Source organism: Azospirillum picis (genome assembly GCF_017876115.1).
Lineage (GTDB): Bacteria > Pseudomonadota > Alphaproteobacteria > Azospirillales > Azospirillaceae > Azospirillum > Azospirillum picis.
In genome coordinates this window covers 70,211-93,791 of sequence record NZ_JAGINO010000025.1, presented here as the reverse complement: position 1 = coordinate 93,791, position 23,581 = coordinate 70,211, and the positions used below count along the sequence as shown (strand labels likewise).

At 68.5% G+C, this 23,581-nt stretch carries 19 protein-coding genes and 1 riboswitch; of the genes, 6 read left to right on the top strand and 13 right to left on the bottom strand.

The genetic code is table 11. The features are described from left to right. Positions 1-537 precede the first annotated feature (537 nt). The 3 genes from rpoH to J2850_RS26390 all read left to right on the top strand — a co-directional run bounded on the left by rpoH (position 538) and on the right by J2850_RS26390 (position 4,434). On the top strand, positions 538-1,428 hold the full coding sequence (rpoH, locus tag J2850_RS26400) for an RNA polymerase sigma factor RpoH (protein ID WP_209988800.1): 891 nt from the start codon (positions 538-540) through the stop codon (positions 1,426-1,428). A 346-nt stretch (positions 1,429-1,774) separates the two neighbouring features. Next, complete coding sequence (locus tag J2850_RS26395) at positions 1,775-3,121, top strand: globin-coupled sensor protein (protein WP_209988797.1); 1,347 nt, start codon at positions 1,775-1,777, stop codon at positions 3,119-3,121. 680 nt (positions 3,122-3,801) lie between these two features. Next, positions 3,802-4,434 carry a GNAT family N-acetyltransferase gene (locus tag J2850_RS26390; RefSeq protein ID WP_209988794.1) on the top strand — a complete coding sequence of 211 codons (633 nt, stop codon included), beginning with the start codon at positions 3,802-3,804 and terminating at the stop codon, positions 4,432-4,434. Between the two features lie 8 nt (positions 4,435-4,442). Here the strand turns inward: J2850_RS26390 and J2850_RS26385 are convergent, their stop codons facing one another. Next, on the bottom strand, positions 4,443-4,925 hold the full coding sequence (locus tag J2850_RS26385; protein WP_209988791.1) for a hypothetical protein: 483 nt from the start codon (positions 4,923-4,925) through the stop codon (positions 4,443-4,445). Between the two features lie 247 nt (positions 4,926-5,172). Here J2850_RS26385 and J2850_RS26380 point away from each other — a divergent pair, with 247 nt between their 5' ends. Beyond that, positions 5,173-6,279 (top strand): alpha/beta hydrolase, encoded by a 1,107-nt coding sequence (locus tag J2850_RS26380; protein ID WP_246513577.1) that lies wholly within the window; start codon positions 5,173-5,175, stop codon positions 6,277-6,279. Positions 6,280-6,310: 31 nt separating this feature from the next. Here the strand turns inward: J2850_RS26380 and J2850_RS26375 are convergent, their stop codons facing one another. The 6 genes from J2850_RS26375 to J2850_RS26350 form a co-directional block, all read right to left on the bottom strand. After that, entirely contained in the window at positions 6,311-7,168 is an 858-nt protein-coding gene (locus J2850_RS26375; protein WP_209988841.1) for an alpha/beta fold hydrolase, read from the bottom strand. 42 nt (positions 7,169-7,210) lie between these two features. Continuing rightward, complete coding sequence (locus J2850_RS26370) at positions 7,211-8,122, bottom strand: lytic transglycosylase domain-containing protein (protein ID WP_307354537.1); 912 nt, start codon at positions 8,120-8,122, stop codon at positions 7,211-7,213. Between the two features lie 95 nt (positions 8,123-8,217). Continuing rightward, positions 8,218-10,359 carry an excinuclease ABC subunit UvrB gene (gene uvrB / locus J2850_RS26365; RefSeq protein ID WP_209988786.1) on the bottom strand — a complete coding sequence of 714 codons (2,142 nt, stop codon included), beginning with the start codon at positions 10,357-10,359 and terminating at the stop codon, positions 8,218-8,220. 142 nt (positions 10,360-10,501) lie between these two features. Then, positions 10,502-10,888 (bottom strand): DUF6285 domain-containing protein, encoded by a 387-nt coding sequence (locus J2850_RS26360; protein ID WP_209988783.1) that lies wholly within the window; start codon positions 10,886-10,888, stop codon positions 10,502-10,504. Continuing rightward, positions 10,888-11,970 carry a phosphotransferase family protein gene (locus J2850_RS26355; RefSeq protein ID WP_209988780.1) on the bottom strand — a complete coding sequence of 361 codons (1,083 nt, stop codon included), beginning with the start codon at positions 11,968-11,970 and terminating at the stop codon, positions 10,888-10,890. The genes J2850_RS26360 and J2850_RS26355 overlap by 1 nt, the downstream gene beginning before the upstream one ends. Before the next feature lie 191 nt (positions 11,971-12,161). Beyond that, complete coding sequence (locus tag J2850_RS26350) at positions 12,162-14,807, bottom strand: glycosyltransferase (protein WP_209988777.1); 2,646 nt, start codon at positions 14,805-14,807, stop codon at positions 12,162-12,164. Between the two features lie 216 nt (positions 14,808-15,023). Here J2850_RS26350 and J2850_RS26345 point away from each other — a divergent pair, with 216 nt between their 5' ends. After that, a complete protein-coding gene (locus tag J2850_RS26345; protein WP_209988774.1) occupies positions 15,024-15,239 on the top strand; it encodes a hypothetical protein in 216 nt (71 codons plus the stop codon). 68 nt (positions 15,240-15,307) lie between these two features. On the opposite strand, the gene gcvPB is transcribed toward J2850_RS26345, so the two are convergent. From gcvPB to J2850_RS26320, 5 genes are all read right to left on the bottom strand, one after another. Next, entirely contained in the window at positions 15,308-16,879 is a 1,572-nt protein-coding gene (gene gcvPB, locus J2850_RS26340; RefSeq protein ID WP_246513575.1) for an aminomethyl-transferring glycine dehydrogenase subunit GcvPB, read from the bottom strand. Further along, complete coding sequence (gene gcvPA, locus J2850_RS26335) at positions 16,876-18,234, bottom strand: aminomethyl-transferring glycine dehydrogenase subunit GcvPA (protein ID WP_209988771.1); 1,359 nt, start codon at positions 18,232-18,234, stop codon at positions 16,876-16,878. Before gcvPA ends, gcvPB begins: the two co-directional genes overlap by 4 nt. Position 18,235: 1 nt before the next feature. Continuing rightward, the gene (gene gcvH / locus J2850_RS26330) at positions 18,236-18,610 is read right to left on the bottom strand and encodes a glycine cleavage system protein GcvH (protein WP_209988769.1); all 375 of its coding nucleotides are present in this window, start codon (positions 18,608-18,610) and stop codon (positions 18,236-18,238) included. Between the two features lie 109 nt (positions 18,611-18,719). Then, complete coding sequence (gene gcvT, locus J2850_RS26325; RefSeq protein ID WP_209988762.1) at positions 18,720-19,832, bottom strand: glycine cleavage system aminomethyltransferase GcvT; 1,113 nt, start codon at positions 19,830-19,832, stop codon at positions 18,720-18,722. Between the two features lie 168 nt (positions 19,833-20,000). After that, positions 20,001-20,114, bottom strand: a riboswitch (glycine riboswitch). Positions 20,115-20,208: 94 nt separating this feature from the next. Continuing rightward, positions 20,209-20,736 (bottom strand): hypothetical protein, encoded by a 528-nt coding sequence (locus tag J2850_RS26320; protein WP_246513574.1) that lies wholly within the window; start codon positions 20,734-20,736, stop codon positions 20,209-20,211. Positions 20,737-20,952: 216 nt separating this feature from the next. Between J2850_RS26320 and ispH the strand changes: the two genes are divergently transcribed. Then, a complete protein-coding gene (ispH, locus tag J2850_RS26315) occupies positions 20,953-21,939 on the top strand; it encodes a 4-hydroxy-3-methylbut-2-enyl diphosphate reductase (RefSeq protein ID WP_209988746.1) in 987 nt (328 codons plus the stop codon). Positions 21,940-22,098: 159 nt separating this feature from the next. Here the strand turns inward: ispH and J2850_RS26310 are convergent, their stop codons facing one another. Beyond that, positions 22,099-23,580, bottom strand: coding sequence for a cobyric acid synthase (locus tag J2850_RS26310; protein WP_209988744.1), 1,482 nt, complete (start codon positions 23,578-23,580; stop codon positions 22,099-22,101). Position 23,581: the final 1 nt, after the last annotated feature.

Below are 23,581 nucleotides of genomic sequence, written 5' to 3'. Positions count from 1 at the left end.
TCGAATGGCGAAGCCGGTCGGCCTTCCCATCTAGGGTTCCTAGGCTCGGCGATCCTCTATCCTCTTCCTCGCCGCATCGGCATAGACCTCCCTGCCCTGTCCGACCAGACTTTGGTGGATGCATTCCCTGGGGCAGGCAGCGGGTCCGATGCGGGGGACCTTGGGACGCCCGGCCGCGAAAGGGCGACCTGCCCAAAAGGCGATCTGCGAATCGGCTGGTGTCATAGACACACACCCTCCCACAGACCGGGGGTACGGGTGGAAGAAGAGCCGGGGTATACGCCGAAAAACACCCGGAACATGCCCTTTAACGGCTTGATCGAATTGGCGTGTCCGGCCACATTAACATTATCGGAAGGACGCGGTTCCTTTCGAAGCCCGGTGAAAACCAAAACCCACAACAGCAAGAGCCGAAACGGCGGACGAGAATCCTACGTCCGACGACGGATCATCGCCTCAGGCGATCCCCGCGCCAGAATCCGGTTGGGCAGACCTCCCGCGGGTTGCCACTGGAAGCGTAGAAGAGGAGGCATTCGCGTGCTGAAGAAACTGCTGACCGGTGAGAACGCCAGCCTGACCCGCTACATCGAGGAGTCCAAGCGCTTCCCGATCCTTGCGCCGGACAACGAACGCGATCTTGCCATCGCCTGGCGCGAACGCGGCGATGCACAGGCACTGGAGCAGCTTGTGGGCAGCCACCTGCGCCTCGTCATCAAGATCGCCCGCGGTTTCGGCGGCTACGGCCTGCCCCTGGTCGATCTGGTGGCGGAGGGAAATGTCGGCCTGATGCAGGCCGCCCAGAAATTCGATCCGCAGCGCGGCTTCCGTTTCGCCACCTATGCCACCTGGTGGATCCGGGCTGCGATCCAGGAATATATCCTGCATAGCTGGTCGCTGGTGAAGATGGGCACCACCGCAGCCCAGAAGAAGCTGTTCTTCAACCTGCGCCGCCTGAAGAGCCAGATGGCCGAGTTGGAACAGGGCGACCTGTCGCCCGAGACGGTGGCGACCATCGCCGCCGAGCTGGATGTTCCGGAGAACGAGGTGGTGGAAATGAACCGCCGCCTCGCCGCCAACGACAGCTCGCTCGATGCCACGCTGTCGACCGACGGCGAGACCAACTGGCTGGAGCTGCTTGCCGACGAGCGTCCGACCCAGGACACCATGCTGGCCGACGCCGACGAACTGGCGCTGCGCCGCCGGCTGGTCGGGCAGGCTCTCGATCGTCTCGACGCACGCGAGCGGCGTATCCTGTTCGAGCGCCGGCTGAAGGATGACCCCTCCACCCTGGAGGCGCTCAGCCAGCAGTTCTCGGTGTCCCGCGAACGCGTTCGCCAGATCGAGGTGCGGGCCTTCGAAAAGCTGCAGAAGGCGGTGCTGAGCGCGGCGCAGGCCCTGCGCCGTCCGGCCACCCCGATGGTCGCCTGACCCACGTCCATTCCCGTCCGGCGCCGGCAGCCCCGGACGGGTCCATGGCGGGCGGACAGCCCGTTCCTTTGCCTCCAGACCTGTCACCTTGTCCGCCGGCGGCGCCCATCGCACCGCCGGCCTTTTTTTGCCTGCACCGCGGCAGGGGCTGGGACTGGACCGGGGTGGGGCGCCAAGCCGGACCGGCGATGGCGTCCATCGAGCCGTTCGGTGGGCGCCACCTGCGACAAACTGTCCGGTTCAAAGATGCGAATGCCTGATCATGATGTGCCTCCCGGTGGACAGGCTGGCCCCCGCAGAAAATCCCAGCACCCTTGTCTTAGGCTTAAACGGGGAAAGGGCTTCCATGTCGTACGGTGCGCAAACCCAGTCGGTGCTGGAACGCATGTCCTTCCTGCGCATCGATGAGGCGACGAAAGCCACCCTGCGGGAATTCCAGCCATATCTGGCGCAGCGCATCGACCAGATCATGGACGATTTCTACAATTATCTGCATGGCGTCCCGCAGGTGGCGCCCCTGGTGGCGAACCCCGCCGTCACCGGGCGGGCGCGGGAGTTGCAGAAGCAGCACTGGCTGCGCAACGTCTTCACCGGCACCTTCGACGAAGCCTATGTCAATCAGGTCCTGAAGATCGGCCAGACCCACCAGCGGATCGGCCTGGAGCCGCGCTGGTACACCGGCGCCTATTGCTTCACGCTGAACAGATTGATCGACCTGGCATCCACCATCCACCGCAAAAAGCCCGAGAAGCTGTCGCAGCTCCTGCAGGCAATCAACAAGGCGGTGTTCCTGGACATGGATCTCGCCACCTCCGTCTACATGGACCTGAACACGGCGGCCATCATCAGCCGCGAGCTGGGCACCACGGCCGACAGCTTCGAGCTGGAAGTGAAAAGCGTCGTGCAGGCCGTCGCGTCGGCGTCCCAGCAGCTCCACGTCACGGCGCTGGCGATGAGCCGGACCGCCGAGGCGACCAGCGAACAGTCGACGCAGGTCGCCGCAGCGGCGGAGGAGGCCTCGGTCAATATCCAGACGGTCGCCGCGGCCGCGGAGGAACTCACCGCCTCGATCGGCGAGATCAGCCATCAGGTCACACAGTCGGCGGCCATCGCCAACGCGGCGATGACCGAGGCAGAACGGACCAATGCCACGGTCCAGGGACTTGCGGACGCCGCCAGCCGCATCGGCCAGGTGGTGAAGCTGATCCACGATATTGCAAGCCAGACCAACCTGCTGGCCTTGAACGCCACCATCGAAGCGGCCCGTGCCGGCGAAGCGGGCAAGGGCTTCGCCGTCGTCGCCGGCGAGGTGAAGAGCCTGGCAAACCAGACGGCCAAGGCGACCGACGAGATCAATGCACAGATCGGTGCCGTTCAGAGGGCAACGCAGGAGGCGGTCGGCGCCATCCGCTCGATTTCCGGCACGATCGCCCGCATCAACGAGATCTCGACGTCCATCGCCACCGCGATGGAGGAGCAGGGTGCGGCGACGACGGAGATCGCCCGCAACGTCCAGCAGGCGTCCATCGGCACGCGCGAGGTGAGTGAAACCATCGTCGCGGTCAACGCGTCGGCCAACAATGCCGGCGGAGAGGCCCGCCAAGTGCTGGAGGCGACCGTCGAGCTGTCGTGCCAGTCTGCCACCCTTCACACGGAAGTCGACCGCTTCCTGGCCCGCGTGCGCGCCGGGTGACCACCTTGCGCAGGACCATGGAGGTCCTGCCTGAGTTTTCCGTCAGCGTCAGAGTGGGGGATTGAGGGGCGCGCTTGGCTGGGCGCGCCCTTAAGCCGACCGCAGCCGATAGCCGTCAGGAGACGGTACGTACCACGAGATCGCTGACAGGGATGTTCTCGGCCCGAGCCGCAAGTCGGACTTCCTCGGCCGAGTGCCAGTGGCTACGACCTCCAAGATCAGCCAGAACACCGCCGCGGAGCGCGACGAATACCCCTGTGCGGGAAAGCTTAATGATCCTCATCATAGTCCGCCCCGTCATTATTTAATATTTTAGGGAAAACAAGAGCTCTACCACATCCGAACGGATGATACCGACAAATGGGTACGTCGCTCAAGAGGCCGCTCGCTGCCACGGGAAGCTCGTTTCTGCGCTCTTCATGGTCACGGTGGTTCGCAATGCCCGACCGTTGCTGGACGGTTCACACAAGATCAACACCCGGAAACGAGAGGTTCAGTAATAATCTAAATTTTTACATAAAATGATCTTAAGAGCCTTTCCCTATCCGGCCAGACCCACCCGAAAGCTCTATACCCTCCGCACGACACCGGAACGCCCGCGCGCCATGTACGGTTATCTCGGCAACCGGTGCCTGTGTCGGCACCGTGAGCGCGAAATTTTCGTGTGAGGCAGCGGCACCATGGCAACGGCAAACCGGCGCGGCGATGCGAAGGGCACGGTTGCAAACAGCGTCTTTGGTCGTGGCGCAGGGGGGACGGCGCATTCCGGGCCGCAGACCGGAACGGCCACCATCCTGAAATTGCCCGCGATCATCAGGGCGGCCCGACAGGAGGATCTGCCGAGCCTGGAATGGTACGGGCTTCATACTCCGCACCGGGAGATCATAGCCGGCGCCTATCGCCTTCAGGAACGCGGCGACGGCGCCATGCTGCTCGCCGAAGTCAACGGCTTCCCCGTCGGTCAAATCTGTATCGATTTCCTCCGCAAACGGCCGAGCGGCCGTGCGACCCTGTGGGCCTTGCGGGTTTTCCAGCCGTTCCGCGGGTTGGGACTTGGCGCCCTGCTGGTCGCTGCGGCCGAACGCACGGTGATCCAGCGCGGCGTCGCGATTGCGGAGCTGGGAGTCGACCGCGACAATGCGGGCGTGCTGCCCTTCTATGAACGCCTCGGCTACGACCATTGCGGCCGGGAGCGCGGCCACTTCCTTTACCACACGCCCGAGGGGCGTCTGGTCCGCGTCGCCATCGATCAATGGCTGCTGTCCAAGCGGCTACCGGCGGATGGCGCCGGTCTCCGTCTCGCCGCCGAGTAGCCGGTCCTTCACTCTGCGGCCAGCGCGGCCGGCATCGGCGCCAGCCGCGCCGCCCGGCGCCGCGGCAGGTAGATCCGCGCACCGTCCAGAATCGCCGCGAGTTCGCGCATGGCGTCGCTGGCCATGCACAAGGCCACCATCGGCAGCCAGCGGTCGAGAACCTGGTTCGCGACCTCGGCGTCGCCGCCCTGCACCGCTGCCAGCGCATCAAGAAGCGCGGCTTCGTCGGTGCTGATGCGGCTACAGGCCGGGCAGCGGATTTCCGGAGACCGCACACCGGAAACGGCGAACGTGCCGAGCACGGCGAACAGCGGCAGCAGTGCGGTGTTCGGCACCCCTGCGACGTTCAACCCGATCCGCATCGACGCCATCGCGCCGGCCGTCCCGGCGCGGAACCACTGGCGTATCCCGGTCAGCAGGGCTCGTTCGGCCGCGGTCAGGTCCGATACCGTCCAGGGCGACGGACGCCCCTCTCCCACCGTCCCGCACATGCTGAAGCTCCTTCGTTCGATTGTCTGCGCACCTTAGAACATCGGCCGAGTAATTGCGAGTCATTCTTATTTTCATTGTGTATCCTGTGACAAAAAGTGGCCGCAACGACTCGGAAAGGTCCCGTTAACCACCCGCATCAATCCTGAAAAGACTCGCAGCTAGGGGGGACCGGTGGGGATGATTCGGACGCTACGAGGTGCTTTCTACGGATTGGTCGCGATTGTCGGGATCTCGGTTGCCGGAGGGATGGCAACGGCGGCCCGCCCGGCGGCGGCACAGATCGTCCTCAAGCCGGCCTATGGCGACACGTCGCTGATAGGCCCGGCGAAGGCACGCGGAGCGGTGGTCTGGAGCCACGGCCGTTCGGTCGATTCCGAAGATTCGGAAGCCCCGACCCCCCTCTACATGAAAGTGATGCGCGATGCCGGCTGGGACGTGTACCGGCTGGACCGCATGCGCGTCAGCGATACCCTGCCCAACAGTTCCCGCGCCCTCGCCGGCTATGCCGAGTCACTGAAGGCCAAGGGCTATCGCAAGGTCACACTGACCGGCCAGTCCTTCGGCGCCTTCATCTCGCTGATCGCCGCCGGCCGCACCGACGCCGTCGACGCCATCGTCGCCACCGCCCCCGCCGCCTTCGGCAACTTCAGCGAAGCCTATGACAGCTACCGCGAGAACGCGGCGCAGCTCTGGCCGATCCTTCGCGACGTCCGCCGCGCGCGCGTCATGATGTTCTTCTTTCACGGTGACGACTTCGATCCGGGTGGGCGGGCCGAGCCGGCACGCAGCATCCTGGCGCAGCGCGGCCTGAGCAGCCTGATCGTCGACCAGCCCTCGCTGCTGACCGGTCACGGCGCGGCCAACACCGGTTTGTTCGTCCGCCGCTTCGGAACCTGCATCCTCCGCTTCGCAGAGGCGCCGCCAACCGCGAACGATCCGCCGTGCGACGACTCCTGGGGCCGCAGCCCGAGCGCCGAGCTGATGCAGGCGGCCCTTCCCTCCACCGGTTCGGGCTCGGCGACGGACGCCGTCAGTTCGACGACCGCCGCGCGCCCCTACCTGGGGCTCTGGTACGGCAGCTACATCAATGGGCGCGAGGTGGCGCTCTCGGTCGAGAAGGCCGAAGGCGACACCATCTATGCCGATTATGTCCTTGGTGCCGGCATGGAGTCCGACCAGCCCTTCGAGCGCGTGCGCCGCAAGGGCCGGATCGAGGACGGCGAACTGGTGTTCGACGAACGCGGCCGTAACGTCCTGCGCTACCGCCTGCGCCCGGACGGCCGCGTCGCCGCCTCCTGGCTCGACCGCGACGGCCATGGCCGGCTCGACACCGTGCTGCGCCGGGTGAACTGATCCCCGGCCGTCACGGCACTCCCGGTGGGGGTCAGTCCTCCGCCAGGAACTTGCGGACGACCGCGATCTGGTCGTCCGACATCAGCGACGGCGCGTGGCCGGCCCCGGCGATCTCGACCACCCGCACCAGCCCTGCCGCACCCGGTCCCCGCCGCGTCATTTCCTCGGCGGTTGCGGCGCTGAGCAGATCCGACTTCGCCCCCCGCAGGACGAGGACGGGGCAGCGGACACGGTCCCACAGCGACCACAGGTCGACATCGGCGATCGGGCCGTTCTTGAACGCCTCGCCGATGGCGGGATCGTAGGCCAGACGGAAACGGCCGTCGGGCAGCGGCCGTGCGCCGTGCACGGCCATATGGCGCCAGCACTCGTCGCTGATCGTCCCGAAGCCCATCAGGATGAAACGCAGATAGGCTTCGACCGCCGCGATGTCCTCGAAGACGGGATCCTTGCCGACGTAATCGGCGATGCGCTGCAGGCCCGCCTGGGCGATGAACGGGCCGACGTCGTTGATCACCATCCGGCGGATCGGGCTGTTCGCCTGGGCCGCCAGCGTCATGCCGATCAGCCCTCCCATGGAGGTGCCGACCCAGTCGACCGTCTCCGTTCCCATCCGGGCGATCAGGGCCACCATGTCGGCGCAGTATTGCGGGTAGCCGTAGAGGGCGGGCGCGGGCAGCCAATCGCTCCGCCCCCGCCCGACCACGTCGGGACAGGCGACCCGCCAGCCGTCGGCAAGCGCCAGCGCCAGCCGGTCGAAGTCGCGTCCGTTGCGGGTCAGGCCATGGACGCAGACGGCGGTGCGCGCCGCATCGTCACGGCCCCACTGGGTATAGGCGACTCTGTGGAACCCGGCGGCGCTGAGGCCGAGAACGGTGCGTTCGGACATCGGCACGGGCGGTGACTCCTGTGTTCCGGGTTGTGGGGGTGGTCACCCTTTCTTGGGCGATTTGGCCGGGCGTGGCAATTCCTGTTCGGTCAGCGTGGCGGCCGCGTCGCGGATGGCCGGAAGGGCCGGCGACGGATTGGCGACGCTGTCGTCATAGGGATGGTTGAGATTGCCGTAGATGCGGCGGATGACGCGGATGTAATTGCGCGTCTCATCGTAGGGCGGAACCCCCTTGTAGCGGTCGACCGCCCTCTCGCCGGCGTTGTAGCCGGCGAGCGCCAGCGTCACGTCACCCTGGAAATAGGCCAGCAGCCAGCGCAGGTACTTCACGCCGCCGGTGATGTTCTGGCGGGGATCGAAGACGTCGCCGACGCCAAAGCGGTCCGCGGTGTCGGGGATCAGTTGCATCAGGCCGGCGGCATCCTTCGGCGAGACGGCATTCGTGCGGAAGGCGCTCTCGGCCTGGATCACCGCGAGCACGAGGGCCGGATCGATGCCGTATTTGGGAGCGACCGCATTCACCATCGCCACCACCTCGGCGGGCGGCGGCCCGGCTTCCCGCACCGGACCGGCACCCGGGCGGCACCATGGACGGATGCGGCCCATGCGGCCCGGCACGTAGTTGACCAGCCGGCGCGCGTCCGGATGCCCGCGGGAGGCGGCGGCCCGCAACCAGGCGGTGCCGAGCCGCTGGTCCTTGCGCACCCCCTTGCCGAACAGGTAGCGGCGGGCCAGCCGGAACGCCGCGTTCGCGTCGCCCTGCTCGGCGAGCTCGCAGTCGCCGGAGACAGCCTTGGCGGGTGCGGCCTTCACCGGCGGGACCGGAAGCTCGGCGACCGCCTCCGCCTTGGCGGCCGGCTTGCGCTCGGCCGCCTGGACTGCCGGAACCGCCATGGCGCAGGCGGCGAACAGCGCCAACGCTGCCAGCGGACCCTTCAGGACAGGACCGAGCACCTCATGCCTCCTTCGCACCGGCGTCACGCCACGGGAACAGCAATGTGGGCATGCAACCGGCCGGCGGCAAGCCGGGCGGACCCTGATGGAATCGCTCACGGCCCGCGCCGGCGGCGGCCCTGCTTCTTCGGCGCCCCCTCCGGAATGCCGCGCCCCTGGCGAGCGCTGCTGATGCCGATGCTTCCGGGGGTTTCCAGCCCGAGGTCCATCGCCTCCAGCCGGCGCAGCTCGTCGCGCAGGCGGGCGGCCTCCTCGAATTCGAGGTCGGCAGCGGCGGCGCGCATCCGCTTCTCCAGGTCGGCGATGACGGTCTTGAGGTTGTGGCCGACCAGTTCGGTGGAGTTCAGGCCGGTCTTCACCGTCACATGGTCGCCGCGCTCGAACACGCTCTCCAGGATGTCGCCAATCGCCTTCTTCACCGATTCCGGCGTGATGCCGTGTTCGAGGTTGTAGGCCATCTGCTTCTCGCGGCGGCGCGCCGTCTCGTCGATGGCGTACTTCATGCTATCGGTGATCTTGTCGGCGTAGAGGATCGCCCGCCCGTCGACATTGCGCGCCGCGCGTCCGATGGTCTGGATCAGCGAGGTCTTCGAGCGCAGATAGCCTTCCTTGTCGGCATCAAGGATCGCCACCAGCGCGCATTCCGGGATGTCCAGCCCCTCGCGCAGCAGGTTGATGCCGACCAGCACGTCGTAGGCGCCGAGCCGCAGGTCGCGGATGATCTCAATGCGCTCCAGCGTCTCGACGTCGGAGTGGATGTAGCGCACGCGCAGGCCCGCCTCGTGCATGTATTCGGTCAGCGCCTCGGCCATCTTCTTGGTCAGGGTGGTGACCAGCACGCGATAGCCCTTGGCGACCACCTCCTTGCATTCGCCGATCAGGTCGTCGACCTGCGTCTCGGTCGGCCGGATGATCACCGGCGGGTCGATCAGGCCGGTCGGACGCACCAACTGCTCGGTGAAGACGCCGCCGGTGCGCTCCAGCTCCCATGGGCCGGGCGTGGCGGAGACGAAGACCGTCTGCGGCCGCATCCCCTCCCACTCCTCGAACTTCAGCGGGCGGTTGTCCTTGGCGCTCGGCAGGCGGAAGCCGTAGTCCGACAGCGTCGATTTGCGCATCAGGTCGCCCCGGTACATGCCGCCGATCTGCGGCACCATCACGTGGCTCTCGTCGACGATCAGCAGGGCGTCACCGGGAAGATACTCGAACAGCGTCGGCGGCGGCTCGCCCGGCGCCCGACCGGTCAGGTAGCGGGAATAGTTCTCGATGCCGGCGCAGGAACCGGTTGCCGCCATCATCTCGATGTCGAAGGTCGTCCGCTGCTCCAGCCGCTGGGCCTCCAGCAGCTTGCCCTCGGCGGCGAACTCCTCCAACCTGTCCTTCAAGTCCTTCTTGATCTGCGCGATCGCCTGGTTGAGCGTCGGCTTCGGCGTCACATAGTGGCTGTTGGGATAGACGCGCACCGCCTCCAGCGCCGCCAGCTTCTCGCCGGTCAGCGGGTCGATCTCGTGGATGCCCTCGATCTCGTCGCCGAACAGCGAGATGCGCCAGGCGCGGTCCTCCATGTGGGCCGGGAACAGCTCCACCGTGTCGCCACGCACGCGGAACAGGCCGCGGCCGAAGGCGGCGTCGTTGCGCTTGTATTGCAGCTCGGTCAGCTTGCGCAGAAGTTCCGGCTGGGCGATCACCTCGCCCTTGCGCAGGTCGACCGTCATCTCGGAATAGGTCTCGACCGAGCCGATACCGTAGATGCAGGACACCGAGGCGACGATGATGACGTCGTCGCGCTCCAGCAGGGCGCGCGTGGCCGAATGGCGCATGCGGTCGATCTGCTCGTTGATCGAGGATTCCTTCTCGATGTAGGTGTCGGTCCGCGGGACGTAGGCTTCCGGCTGGTAGTAGTCGTAGTAGGAGACGAAGTACTCTACCGCGTTGTTGGGGAAGAAGGACTTCATCTCGCCGTAGAGCTGGGCGGCCAGCGTCTTGTTCGGCGCCAGGATCAGCGTCGGCCGCTGCACCGTCTGGATGACGTGCGCCATGGTGAAGGTCTTGCCCGACCCCGTCACGCCGAGCAGGACCTGGTCGCGCTCGCCCTGGCGCAGGCCGCCGGTCAATTCGACGATGGCGTTCGGCTGGTCGCCCGACGGCTTGAAGTCCGACGAAATGACGAAGGGCTTTCCGGCTTCCAGCTTCGCGAGCGGCTTGGCTGGAATGGCGGACAGGACGGGACTGGCCATGGGGCGGCGATCCGGATCAGGAGAGGGGTACGGAACGGGAACCGATTATATGGCGCAAGATGGCGGCGGTTCCAGTGGAGCGTGCCATCCCGGGAACGGTCCCGATTTGTACACAGCCATTCCCCCGGCCGTTCCAGCGCCCCTATCCCAGCGCCTTCGGGTTCGAGATGCCCAGTTGGGCCTGGACCATGGCTTCCAGCGAGTCCGCCAGCAGGTCCCGGCCGTCATGGTCGAAATCGCCCGCCGCGATCTCGATGCACAGGCGGTGCTGCAGGGCTTCGACACGCTGGCGCAGGTCCTCGCCGGACAGGCCGTCGTCGGCATCCTCGCCATAGAACGGCGCCAGCGCCGCCAGCATGGAACGGCCGGCGGCGTCCCCACCCTTGAGTTCCCGTTCGACGATGGCCAGCGCATTGGCGACCATCAGGGCGGCATAGCGTGCCTCGGGCGCGACATGCGCAAGCACGTCGGTCCGGAAGGTGGCGGCGGCGATCTCCAGCAGGCCGCAGGCGTCGGACGTGTTCCGCATCAGGCCACCTTCTCCACCGCGCCCGAAGCCGTTCTGCCGATGGCGCGCAGATGGCGCAGCAGGTCCATCTCGATTTCCGGCAGCATGCGGCCGGTCAGCGCCAGTTCCAGCGACGGCTCCGCGCCGGAGCTGTGGCGGTTCCCCTGCTCGACCGCCACCGCTGCCCAGCGCAGGTAGGCGGCGGTTTCCCAGTAGGCGACACGGACCGGATCGATGCGGCGGCCCGAGGTTTCCTCATAGCCGGCATAGAAATCCTCGCGGTCGGCGATGCCCCCGGCCTCGCGGTCGGGGCGGCGGAACCGCCAGGACCGCGCACAGAACCAGCCGAGATCCTCCATCGGATCGCTGAAGCCGGCGAACTCCCAGTCGAGGATCGCGGTCAGCGCGCCGTCCTTCACCAGATAGTTGCCGGTGCGGTAGTCGCGGTGGCAGAGCACCACCGCACCGGGGGCCGGCGCGTTGATCTCCATCCAGCGCAGGCCCCAGGCTATGACCGGGTCGCGGCGGGCCAGTTCCCCGAACCACTGGCGGAACTGTGACAGCGTGGCCTGCGCCGGGCAGTCCGGCGCTTCGGCCAGTCGCTCCAGGCCGGGCGTCTCCGGCCCGACGCGATGCAGAAGGCCGAGTTGACGGCCGAGCGCGCGCGCCAGCTCCGGCTGCGCCGCCTCCGTCCGCGTCACGGCATGGCCGGCACCCAGCCCTTCGGCGCGGCGCATGATGTAGAAGTCGCGTCCAAGGATCGCCGGATCGTCGCAGGCGATCAGCGGCTCCGGCGCCATTACCCCCGCCTCGAAGGCGACGCGCAGGACGGCGAATTCGCGCAGTTTGCCGATGCTGGCGGAGATGCGGCCGCCGCCCTCCGCACGCAGCACGCAGGCGTGGCTGCCGGCGAAGGGGCCGCCCTCGACCTCCAGGGTCACCGCGAGGTTCAGGGAGATGGCGCCGCCGCCGAGGCGGCCGTCCTCGCTCACCGTGACGCGCGATGCCCCTGCCTCGGCGGCGAGCCATCGTTCCAGGCGGCTACGGCTGTCCCCCGCCAGCAACGGGTGCGACGGCTGGTCGGACGCGGTGACGACATGCATGGTTGCCTCCCGGATCTGGCGGTTACGGACGCGTTGCCTCGCGGATTATTTTGCCGCCGATGGTAGGCACGAAGAAGGCCGGCCCACAAGATTGACCTTTGTGGGACTCCCGAACCACTCCGAAAAAGACGGCCCCTCCCCCGCCGGACGGGCGGGAGAGGGGCCGTTGCTGCTGCGGATGCGCCGACGGATCAGGCGGCGATCGGGCTGTTCGCCCCCTGCTCCTGGCCGGCCGGAACGGCCTGCTGGACCGCGGGAACCGGCGCCGGCTTGGCCTCGCGGACCGGCAGCATGTCGCCGACCGCGAAGAAGACGGCCATCAGGTTGGGCACCGCCATGGCCGCCAGCAGGACCGACCACAGCTCCAGCGACAGGGTGCCCAGCGGGTTGACCAGTGCCGCGGTGGCGGAGGCGGCGACCAGGGCGCCGGACAGCCAGGCCTCGGGCCGGGCGCAGAAGGCGCCCTTGGTCCGCTTGCCGCCCTTGGCGGTCACCCGGAAGGCGTCTTGGCTGCGGAACAGGCCGCGGACGACGGCGAGCGCCACCGTGGTGGACAGCGCCATGCCGACGGCGCAGGCGCCCAGGCTGTGGCTCCACGAGTTGCCCGAGGCATAGCGCGAGGCCAGCAGGCTGGAGCCGGCACGCAGCACCAGGGCGCCCAGCACCGCGGCGGTGGCGGCGACCGGCGGCAGGTGCAGCGGCAGCACCAGCGAGGCGAAGGTCCAGACCACGGCGGCGGCGGCGGCGAACAGGCCGACGGCATCCGACCACCAGCGGATCCAGTTGGTGACGTAGCCCAGCTTCTGCCCGACGGTCAGTTCGCCAGCACCCGGCAGGAACTTCCTCCAGTGGGCCCGGACGATCTGGGTCGACCCGAACACCCAGCGGTCACGCTGCTTGCGGAACTGCATGAAGTTGTCCGGAGCCAGGCCGGCGCCGAGGCGCTCGTCGGTGTAGGCGGCGCGATAGCCGGCCGACAGGATGCGCAGCCCCAGTTCGGTGTCCTCGCAGATGCCGGCTTCCGACCAGCCGCCGACCCGGTCCATGGCGGAACGGCGCAGCATGATCATGGTGCCGTGGCAGATGAAGGCCTGGCTCGACAGGCCCTCCTGCATGCCGACGTCGAAGAAGGGACGGTATTCGGCGGTCATGGCGGCCTTCAGCGCCGTCTCATGGCCGTCGCGGTGCTCCTGCGGGGCCTGGACGATGCCGACCGACGGATCGGCGAACACCGGGGCCAGCTTCGAGAGCCAGTCGGGGGACACGGTATAGTCGGCGTCCAGCACGGCGACGATCTCGGCGGCCGGGTCGGTGTGGCGCAGCGCGGCGTTCAGGGCGCCGGCCTTGAAGCCGGAGATCTTCTTGTACCAGTGGAACTTGAACTTGGGGCCGAGCGCCCGGCACATCTCCTCCACCGGGCGGACCAGATGCTCCTCCTCGGTGTTGTTGACCAGGACGACGACCTCGTAGTTCGGGTAGTCGAGCCGCGACAGCGAGGCCAGCGTGGCATTCAGCACGTCCGGCTGCTCGCGGCAGGCGGCGACATGCACCGACACCATCGGCTTGTGGTCGGTCTCCGGCACGGCGTGCGGCAGCAGCGCCGGGGCGCGGCCGGTCAGCAGGCGGCGGGCGACATCCACGAGGTCGGCGAAGGCGACGCTCATCATCAGGGCGCCCAGCGCGAAGGCGGAGCCCCAGGTGGTGACGGCGCCGAAGGTCAGGTACTCGGCGAAGGCGCCGGCGACGGCGGAACCGATGGCGAAGCCGATGATGTTGCCGCCGAGCGAGGCGGCCAGCGCGAAGGCGGTGTTGGTCCGGCGGCGGAACGCCGCGAAGGCGGACAGCGCGAGGCCGACGGCCAGCGCCACGGCGGCGCCGACGCGGTCGCCGTAGGGCGCGGCGACGTCGCCGGTCATCGCCCATTTCGGCTGGCGATCGGCGTCGAGCACGCCCCAGCTCGGGCCCGGCGAGCCTTCGATCGTCGACTTCCAGATGCCGTCGAACGCTTCGACGACGTTGTAGTGGATGCCCAGCGCGTTCGCCTCGGCGGCGAAGCCGCGGACGACCGCGGCCTGCGCCTCGGGCGTCGGGTAGGCGTCGTGGAAGTTCTCGCCGCCCGACGGCCAGCCGACCTCGCCGACGAAGAGCTGCTTGCCCGGATGCGCCTTGCGCACGGTGTCGAGCCGGTCGCGGATCCAGGTCAGCGCGTCGGACACCGGCACGCCTTCCCAGTAGGGCAGGACGTGGACGCCCATGAAGTCGGACGCCTTCACCGTGGCGTCGGCCTTGACCATCTCCGACCAGACGTCGGCGGTGCCGACCTTGACGCCGGCCGGCACCGCGGCGCGGACGCGCTTGATGTAGCCGGCCAGCTCGGCGTCGGTCAGCTCGGCGCGCAGCAGCGTCTCGTTGCCGACGACGATGCGCTTGATCCCGCGGAATTCCTTGGCCAGCGCGATGCCGTGCATCACCTCGCGCTCGTTGCGCAGCTTGTCCTTGCTCAGCCAGATGCCGAGCGTGACGTCGAGGCCCTTCGACACCGCGATCTCCGGCACCTCGCCCTGGGAGCCGAGGGTCGAGTAGGTCCGCACGCCGTCGGCGAAGCCGGCGATGGCGGTCATGTCCTTCTCGATCTCCCTGCGCGGCACCACCGGCTGGTGGTTGGGATCGTAGTCGCGGCCCGAGGGCGAATAGGAGACGGATTCGATGCGTCCAGGCTCCGCCCCCACCGGCGTCGGCGCATTGCGCCAGGACCAGAAGGACGCGTGGCCGGCGGTCACGGCCAGCATGGCGGCGGCAATGGCTGCGCGCCGGATCGAGTTCTTCGGGTTGCTCATGGGGAGTTCGCGTTGCCCTGTTGCAGGGTGGCCTGGGCCACCGGGTCCGTCCGCTGGCCGCTGCGCCATCGAACGTCCCCACAAACGGGCAGACCGACTTCCCTATTCCATGCCATTCAAAAATTTTTTGTGCGCTGCGGTGACCGGAACTCGGCCGGACGGATCCTGTTGGAAAACGTCCCGATCACACAGTCGCTCAACCGAGGAGAGTCACCCATGGCAACCCGCCACGAAGACAGTCCGGAGCACAAGAAGGCCCACGACCTCGCCGAGCAGGCCCTGGACAAGGCCGCCGACGGCGATGCCCGCAAGGCGCGCGACCTGATCGAGGAGGCCAAGAGCATCGACCCGAAGATCGGCGAGGAAATGTCCCGCGAAGCCGCCGAAGAGCAGCGGCAGGCCGACAAGTACGTGAAGAAGACCGACAAGTAAGCGGCACCCCCTCTCCGGCCCTCCCGCCAAGAGCGGGGAACCAGGGAGGGGGCACCGTTCGGCAGCCCTTATTCCGCCGCCACGGCCTCCTTGGCCACCGGCGGCGTCCAGCGCAGGACCGGCTTGCGCGCAGCGGCGGTCTCGTCCAGCCGGCGGCGCGGGGTCAGGCGCGGTGCCGCCTGGAAGTAGGCGGCGTCTCCCGACTTCGCCCGCTCGGCAAGCGCCCGCAGGGCGTCGACGAACTGGTCGAGACTGGCCTTGCTCTCCGTCTCCGTCGGCTCGATCAGCAGGGCTCCGTGGACGACCAGCGGGAAATACATGGTCATCGGGTGGAAGCCCTCGTCGATCAGGGCCTTCGCCATGTCCAGCGTCGTGACCCCCGTCCCCTTCAGGAAGCGGTCGTCGAACAGGCACTCGTGCATGCACGGACCTTCGAACGAGGCCGTCATCACGTCCTGCAGCCGCGCCATCACGTAGTTCGCGTTCAGCACGGCGTCGGACGATGCCTGCCACAGCCCGTCGGCACCGTGGCTGAGCATGTAGGACAGGGCGCGCACGAACATGCCCATCTGGCCGTGGAACGCTTTCATGCGGCCGAAGGCCGGGCCGTCACCGGCGTTCTCCACCAGCGCGAAGCCGTCCGTCCCATGGGTGACGTAGGGCACCGGGATGTAGGGCGCCAGCGAGTCCGCGAACACCACCGGCCCCGACCCCGGCCCGCCGCCGCCATGCGGGGTGGAGAAGGTCTTGTGCAGGTTGATGTGCATGACGTCGATGCCGAGGTCGGCCGGACGTACCCGCCCGACGATGGCGTTGAAGTTGGCGCCATCGCAGTAGAAATAGGCCCCCGCCGCATGCACCGCCTCGGCGATGGCGATGATGTCGCGCTCGAACAGGCCGCAGGTGTTGGGGTTGGTCAGCATCAGTCCGGCGACGTCGGGGCCGAGCTTGGCCTTCAGCGCTTCCAGGTCGACGCGGCCGTCGGCGGTCGCGGGAATGGCATCGACGGCGTAGCCGCATGCGGCGGCGGTCGCCGGGTTGGTGCCGTGGGCGCTCTCCGGCACCAGGATCTTGGTGCGGGCCTTGTCACCCCTGGCCTCGTGCGCGGCGCGGATCGCCATGATCCCGCACATCTCGCCATGGGCGCCGGCAGCCGGCGCCAGCGTCACCGCCGCCATCCCGGTCAGCGTCTTCAGCCAGTAGGCCAACTGGTCCATCAGTTCCAGCGCCCCCTGCACGGTGCTGACGGGCTGGAGCGGGTGGACGTCCGAGAAGCCGGGAAGCCGCGCCATCTTCTCGTTCAGGCGCGGGTTGTGCTTCATCGTGCAGGAGCCGAGCGGATAGAAGCCGCTGTCGATCGCATAGTTCTTCTGCGACAGCCGGGTGTAGTGGCGGACCACCTGCGGCTCGGCAAGACCCGGCAAGCCGACCCCGGCGCGCGGCTTCACCGCGCCGAGGCGGCTGGCGACCTTCGGCACCTCGGGCAGGTCGACGCCGGTGCGGCCGGCGCTGTCCTGCTCGAAGATCAGCGGTTCTTCGATCTGCAGGCCGCGGTTGCCGGTGACGGTGCCGGTCACGCCGTCGAACCCGGCGCTGGCGGCGGGAATGGCCGAGGGACGGCCCTGGTTGTTCATGCTCATGCCGGAACCTCAGCCCCAAGGATTTCAGTGAGCGCAGCCGCGAAGGCGTCCATGTCGGCCTCGGTGTTGGTTTCCGTCACCGCGACCAGCAGCAGGTCCTCCATCTCGCCCGGATAGAGGCGCGACACCGGCACGCCGCCCAGGATGCGGCGCTTGGCGAGGTCCTCGACCACCGCGGCGGCCGGCTTCGGCAGCTTCACCGTGAACTCGTTGAAGAAGCCGTCGTTCAGCAGTTCGACGCCGGGGACGGCGGCCAGCCTGTCGGCCATCTGCACCGCCTTGGCGTGGTTCAACTGGGCGAGCCGGGTGATCCCGGCCTCGCCGAGCAGGCTGACATGGATCGAGAAGGCCAGCGCGCACAGGCCGGAATTGGTGCAGATGTTGGACGTCGCCTTCTCGCGGCGGATGTGCTGCTCGCGGGTGGAGAGCGTCAGCACGAAGCCGCGGCGGCCGTCGGCGTCCACCGTCTCGCCGCACAGGCGGCCCGGCATCTGGCGGACATACTTGTCCTTCACCGCGAACAGCCCGACATAGGGGCCGCCGAAGTTCAGGGCGTTGCCGAAGGACTGGCCCTCCGCCGCGACGATGTCGGCGCCCATGTCGCCCGGCGGCGTCAGCAGGCCGAGCGACAGCGCTTCCGTCACCACCACCACCAGCAGGGCGCCCTTGGCCTGACAGGCGGCGGCGAGATCGCTGTGGTCGCGGACATGGCCGAAGACGTCGGGATTCTGCACGACCACGCAGGCGGTCTTGTCGTCGACCAGCGCCAGCAGGTCCTCGCCGCCGGTCGGGGCCGGCGGCATGGCCACCGCCTCGAAGCCGATGAAGCGGGCGTCGGTGGTGGTGACGTCGCGGTAATGCGGGTGCAGGCCACCGGACAGGATGGCCTTCTTCCGCCGGGTGATGCGGTTGGCCATCATCACCGCCTCGGCGCAGGAGGTGGCGCCGTCATACATCGAGGCGTTGGCGACATCCATGCCGGTCAGCAGCGCGACCTGGGTCTGGAACTCGAACAGCACCTGCAGCGTGCCCTGGCTCACCTCCGGCTGGTAGGGGGTGTAGGCGGTCAGGAACTCGCCGCGCTGGACCAGGTGGTCGACGGTGGCCGGGACATGATGGCGGTAGGCGCCGGCGCCGAGGAAGCTCGGCACCGCGCCGGCCGGCAGGTTCTTGGCCGCCATGGCGCCCAGCAGCCGCTCGACCTCGAGCTCGCCCATATGGTTGGGCAAGCCCCCGATCGGGCCGGCCAGACGGGCCGCCTCGGGTACGTCGCGGAACAGGACGTCCACCGTCTCCGCGCGGATGGCCTCCAGCATCGACTGCCGGTCGGCCTCGGTCAGGGGCAGGTACCGCATGTCAGTGCGCTTCCTCCAGGAAGGACTTGTAGGCCGCTTCGTCCATCAGCCCGTCCAGTTCCGAGGCGTCCTTGATCTGGATCTTGAAGAACCAGCCGTCGGTCTCGGCGGCGCTGTTGACCATGGCCGGATCATCGACCAGCGCCTGGTTGGCCTCGACGACGGTGCCGGAGATCGGGGCGTAGACGTCGCTGGCGGCCTTCACCGATTCGACGACGGCGGCTTCCTTGCCCTGCTCCAGCACGCGGCCGGCCTCGGGCAGCTCGACGAACACCACGTCGCCGAGCTGGCTCTGCGCGAAGTCGCTGACGCCGACGGTGGCAACGTCGCCCTCGACGAGCACCCACTCGTGGTCCTTGGTGAATTTCCTGGTCATCTGGGTCTTCCCTGTTCCTGAAGATCGTTCGTTGGCAAGCGGTTCGAAACGTCCTGGGACGATCGTCCCCGCGAAGACGGGGATGATGGTCGACGCAGCGTCGGTCGGATCAGCCGCGGTAGTAACGCTGCGGCACGAAGGGCGTGGCGGCGACGCGGGCGGCCAGTGGCTTGCCGCGCACCACCAGCGTCAGCGGCGTGTCCACCGCGGAGTTCGCGATATCGACATAGCCCATGGCGACCGGTGCCCCGGCGGTCGGCCCGAAGCCGCCGCTGGTGACCTCACCGATGCGGTTCCCGGCGGCGTCCTGGATTTCGGTGTGCTCGCGGGCGGGCTGACGGCCGTCGGGCTGGATGCCGACGCGGCGGCGGGTGGCCCCTTCGGTCAGTTGCCGGTGGATGATGTCATAGCCGGGGAACCCGCCCTCGGCGCGGCGGCGCTTCGGCAGCGTCCATTCCAGCGCGCCTTCGACCGGCGTGGTGGTGGTGTCGATGTCGTGGCCGTAGAGGCACAGCCCCGCCTCCAGCCGCAGCGAATCGCGGGCACCCAGCCCGATCGCCTCGACCTCCGCCTCGGCCAGCAGGGCACGGGCGATCATCTCCGCATCGGCCTTGTCGCAGGAGATCTCGTAGCCGTCCTCGCCGGTGTAGCCGGAGCGGGTGAGCACCACCGGCACGCCCTTGAAGGTCGCGGGCAGGTAGCTCATGAACTTCATGGTGGCGGCTTCCGGCACGAAGCGGGCCATTACCGCGGCAGCCATCGGCCCCTGCAGCGCCATCAGCGCCAGATCGTCGAGCAGTTCCACCTCGGCCTTCCCGGCGAGCTTCTCCCGCAGATGGGCGACGTCCTGCTCCTTGCAGGCGGCATTGACCACCAGGAACAGGTGGTCGCCGGCATTCGTCACCATCAGGTCGTCGAGGATGCCGCCCTGTTCGTTGAGGAACAGCGTGTAGCGCATGCGGCCGCGGGCCAGCCCCTTGATGTCGCCGGGGACCAGGGTCTCCAGCGCCGCCGCGGGGTCCTCGCCGGTCAGGCGGACCTGCCCCATATGCGACACGTCGAACAGCCCGGCCTTCTCGCGGGTGTGCTGGTGCTCCTTCAGGATGCCCAGCGGGTATTGCACCGGCATGTCGTAGCCGGCGAAGGGAACCATGCGGGCGCCAAGCTCGACATGGAGCGCGTGCAGCGGGGTGGTCTTGAGCGCGGATGCAGCCTCGGTCACGCGGGTCCTCCAACAGGGTTTGCACGCCCGCACCGGGATCGGTGCAGGACGATGCCCCCTCTGTCTTGGACCTGAGAGATTCACCGCCGCCGGTCGAGCCGGACGGCTGGTTTACTCCTTCGGTGAGTCGCGGCGGGTAAGCGCCGAGGCTGCTTTCCAGAGTTGCCTTATCCCCTTGCGGTCCTTTTGCCTGAGAGTTTCCGGGGGCGGTTGCTCCTTCGGCGCCGCCTGCGGACCCTCCGTTTCCGGCCGGCCCGCGGCGATCTCTCCCGCGAGGGATCATCGGCGTGATAGCGGCACACTGTCGCTATCGGATGGCTTTGTCAATCGACGGGATCGACCAGAGGCCGGCCATTGGACCGGTGCTGCCCTTCCCTTACTTCCTCACCTGCGCCCGATTGAACGCCAGTTGCTCCGGCGTCAGTTGGAAGCCGAGATAAACCTTCCAGTCCTTGGCGTTGCCGTCCTTGGGCAGCGGAATCTTCGGCGTCAGCTCCTCCCTGCTGCCGGCACGCTGCTGGCCGGGCTGGAAGGTGACGTCGGTGTCGAAGAACGCCTTGGACACCAGCGTGCCGTCGGGCTGCGCCAGCGCCACGAAATACTGGTACTTCGCCCCGTCGCCCTTCAGCGCCGGCCCGCGTTCCGCGACCAGGAAGGCATTCACGTTCACCGTGACGCCGTTGCTGGTGTATTCGCAGTTGCCGGTGAAGTCGACCAGGGCGGCCCGCGACTCCATGTCGGTCAGGTCCTTGCCGCCGGGGCGGAAGACCGTGACCTCCTGCAGGTCTCGCACGATGTTGACCTTGGGACAGGCCAACGCCAGATCGGCCGGGCTGTTCGACCCGCTGGAGCAGCCTGAGAGCGCCAGCACGGCCCCGGCCGCCAGCAGCGCAGGGCGGCTCATCCCGAAGAGGGACGCCAGCGGGCTTTTCCGGGCAGGGGTTCCTATATTACGGTCGCGGCGGTCCATCGGTTCGGCCTGATCGGTTAACGGGCTGTTGGATCGAGACATTAGTGTCCCAGCTTGACCGGCACAAGACCGCGCGGGGGGCTATCCCCTGTGGCGGGCCGGCTGTGGCGGTTGGGCGCAGCACACAACGGCAAGGGCGGAACAGCGCATATGACCACGAGCACACCTTCCACCACCCTGCCCTTGACGATTCTGCTGGCCGCCCCGCGGGGCTTCTGCGCCGGGGTCGACCGGGCGATCCAGATCGTCGAGACGGCGCTCGACCGCTACGGCCCGCCGGTCTATGTCCGGCACGAGATCGTCCACAACCGCTTCGTCGTCCAGAGCCTGGAGGCCAAGGGTGCCGTCTTCGTCGACGAGTTGACCGAGGTGCCGGACGGCCGCCCGGTCGTCTTCTCCGCCCACGGCGTGCCGAAATCGGTGCCGAAGGCGGCGGACGCCCGCGGCCTGTTCTATCTCGACGCCACCTGCCCGCTGGTCAGCAAGGTCCATCGCGAGGCCGAGCGCCATTACGAGGAGGGCCGCCAGATCGTGCTGATCGGCCATGCCGGCCACCCGGAGGTGATCGGCACCATGGGCCAGTTGCCCGAGGGCGCCGTGGTGCTGGTTGAAACGGTCGCGGACGTCGCCGGGCTGCAGGTCCGGGATCCGGACAACCTCGCCTACGCCACCCAGACCACGCTGTCGGTCGACGAGACCACCGAGATCCTGGCGGCGCTGCAGGCGCGCTTCCCGGCCATCGCCGGTCCGAAGAAGGAGGACATCTGCTACGCCACCACCAACCGCCAGGCGGCGGTGAAGGCCATTGCGCCGAAGGTGGAGGCACTGCTGGTGCTGGGCGCCCCCAACTCGTCGAACTCCAAGCGTCTGGTGGAGGTGGCGAAGACCCATGGCTGCCCGGCCGCCCAACTGGTCCAGCGCGCCGCCGACATCGACTGGTCAGCGCTGGCGGGCGTGCGCATGCTCGGCATCACCGCCGGGGCCTCCGCCCCCGAAATCCTCGTGGAGGAGGTCATCGAGGCCGCCCGTGCCCGGTTCGACGTGACGGTCGAGGAGTTGCGCACGGCGACCGAGAACATCGTCTTCAAGCTGCCGCGCGCGTTATTGGAGGACCGGGTGGCGGCCGAGGAAGTGTAACGCCTCGCCCCTCTCCAACCCTCCCCCGCATTCCGCGGCAGAGGGGGCCGCGGAACAGGAAGCCGCGGGAGAGGGTGCCTCTTGCGAAGCGGCGGCAGGTCACTTCACCGCCATGGGCGGGGGAGGGCTAAGGAAGGGGCTTAGCCGCCAGGGCCCGCCTCACTCCGCCACCGCCAGCAATCCGTCCACGTCGACCACGCCTTCCAGCCGGTCGGCGATGGCGTCGAGCGCCCGTTCCACGGCGACGCCGTAGGCCAAATCCGACCCGCCGCCCAGCGCGCGCAGCCAGACGGCGCGGAAGCCGTCGGCCGTGAACAGCCCATGCAGGTAGCAGCCGGCAACCCGGCCGTCCGCCGTCCCGGCCCCATCCGTGACGCCACCGGCCAGATCGAGCATCGGCCGAACCCGGTCCGGCCCGTCCGTGCGGCCCATATGCATCTCGTAACCGGCGACCGCCTCGCCGCTCCGGCGCTCGGTGCCGCGCGCCTCCTCCAGCACCTTCGGACCCTTCATCACGGTCTCGACATCGAGGAGCCCAAGCCCGGCGATCTCGCCCGGCGGCCCTTCGATGCCGTCGGGATCGGCGATGCGGCGGCCGAGCATCTGGTAGCCGCCGCAGATGCCGAGCACCCGGCCGCCGCGCCGCCAATGGGCCAGCAGGTCGATGTCCCACCCCTGCGCGCGCAGGAAGACGAGGTCGGCGATGGTCGCCTTGGTGCCGGGCAGGATCACCACGTCCGCGTCGGCAGGCAGCGGCTGCCCCGGCGGCACCATCGTCAGGGCGACGCCGGGCTCCTGCGCGAGCGGATCGAAATCGTCGAAGTTGGCGATGCGCGACAGCATCGGCACGGCGATGCGGATCGCCGCCCCGCCACCCTCCCCGTTGCCCCGCGGCCGGTCGAGCGCCACCGCGTCCTCCGCCGGCAGCGTCGCCGCCTCTCCCAGCCAGGGCACGACGCCGAAGCCGCGCCAGCCGGTGTGGCGCTCGATCACCCGCAGGCCCTCGTCGAACAGGCGGACGTCGCCACGGAACTTGTTGATCAGGAATCCCTTGATCCGCTCCCGCTCGTCCGGCGGCAGCAGCGCGTGGGTGCCGACGAGACTGGCGATCACCCCCCCGCGGTCGATGTCGCCGACCAGCAGCACCGGCACGCCGGCGGCGGTGGCGAAGCCCATGTTGGCGATGTCGCCGGCACGCAGGTTGACCTCCGCCGGGCTCCCCGCCCCCTCGACCACCACGATGTCGGCCTCGGCCTTCAGCCGGCCGAAGCTGTCGAGCACGGTGCCGAGAAGCTCGCGCTTGCGCGCCTGGTAGTCGGCGGCCCTGGCCGTGCCGACGACGACGCCGCGCACCACCACCTGCGATCCGATGTCCGACTGCGGCTTCAGCAGCACCGGGTTCATGTGGACGCTCGGCGCCACGCCGCAGGCCCGCGCCTGCAGCGCCTGGGCGCGGCCGATCTCGCCGCCGTCGGCCGTCACGGCGGCGTTGTTGGACATGTTCTGCGGCTTGAAGGGCCGGACGGTCAGCCCGCGCCGCACCAGCGCCCGGCACAGCCCGGCCACCAGCAGCGACTTGCCGACGTCCGATCCGGTGCCCTGCAGCATGATCGCGCGCGATGCCGGCGCTCCGAAGGTCATC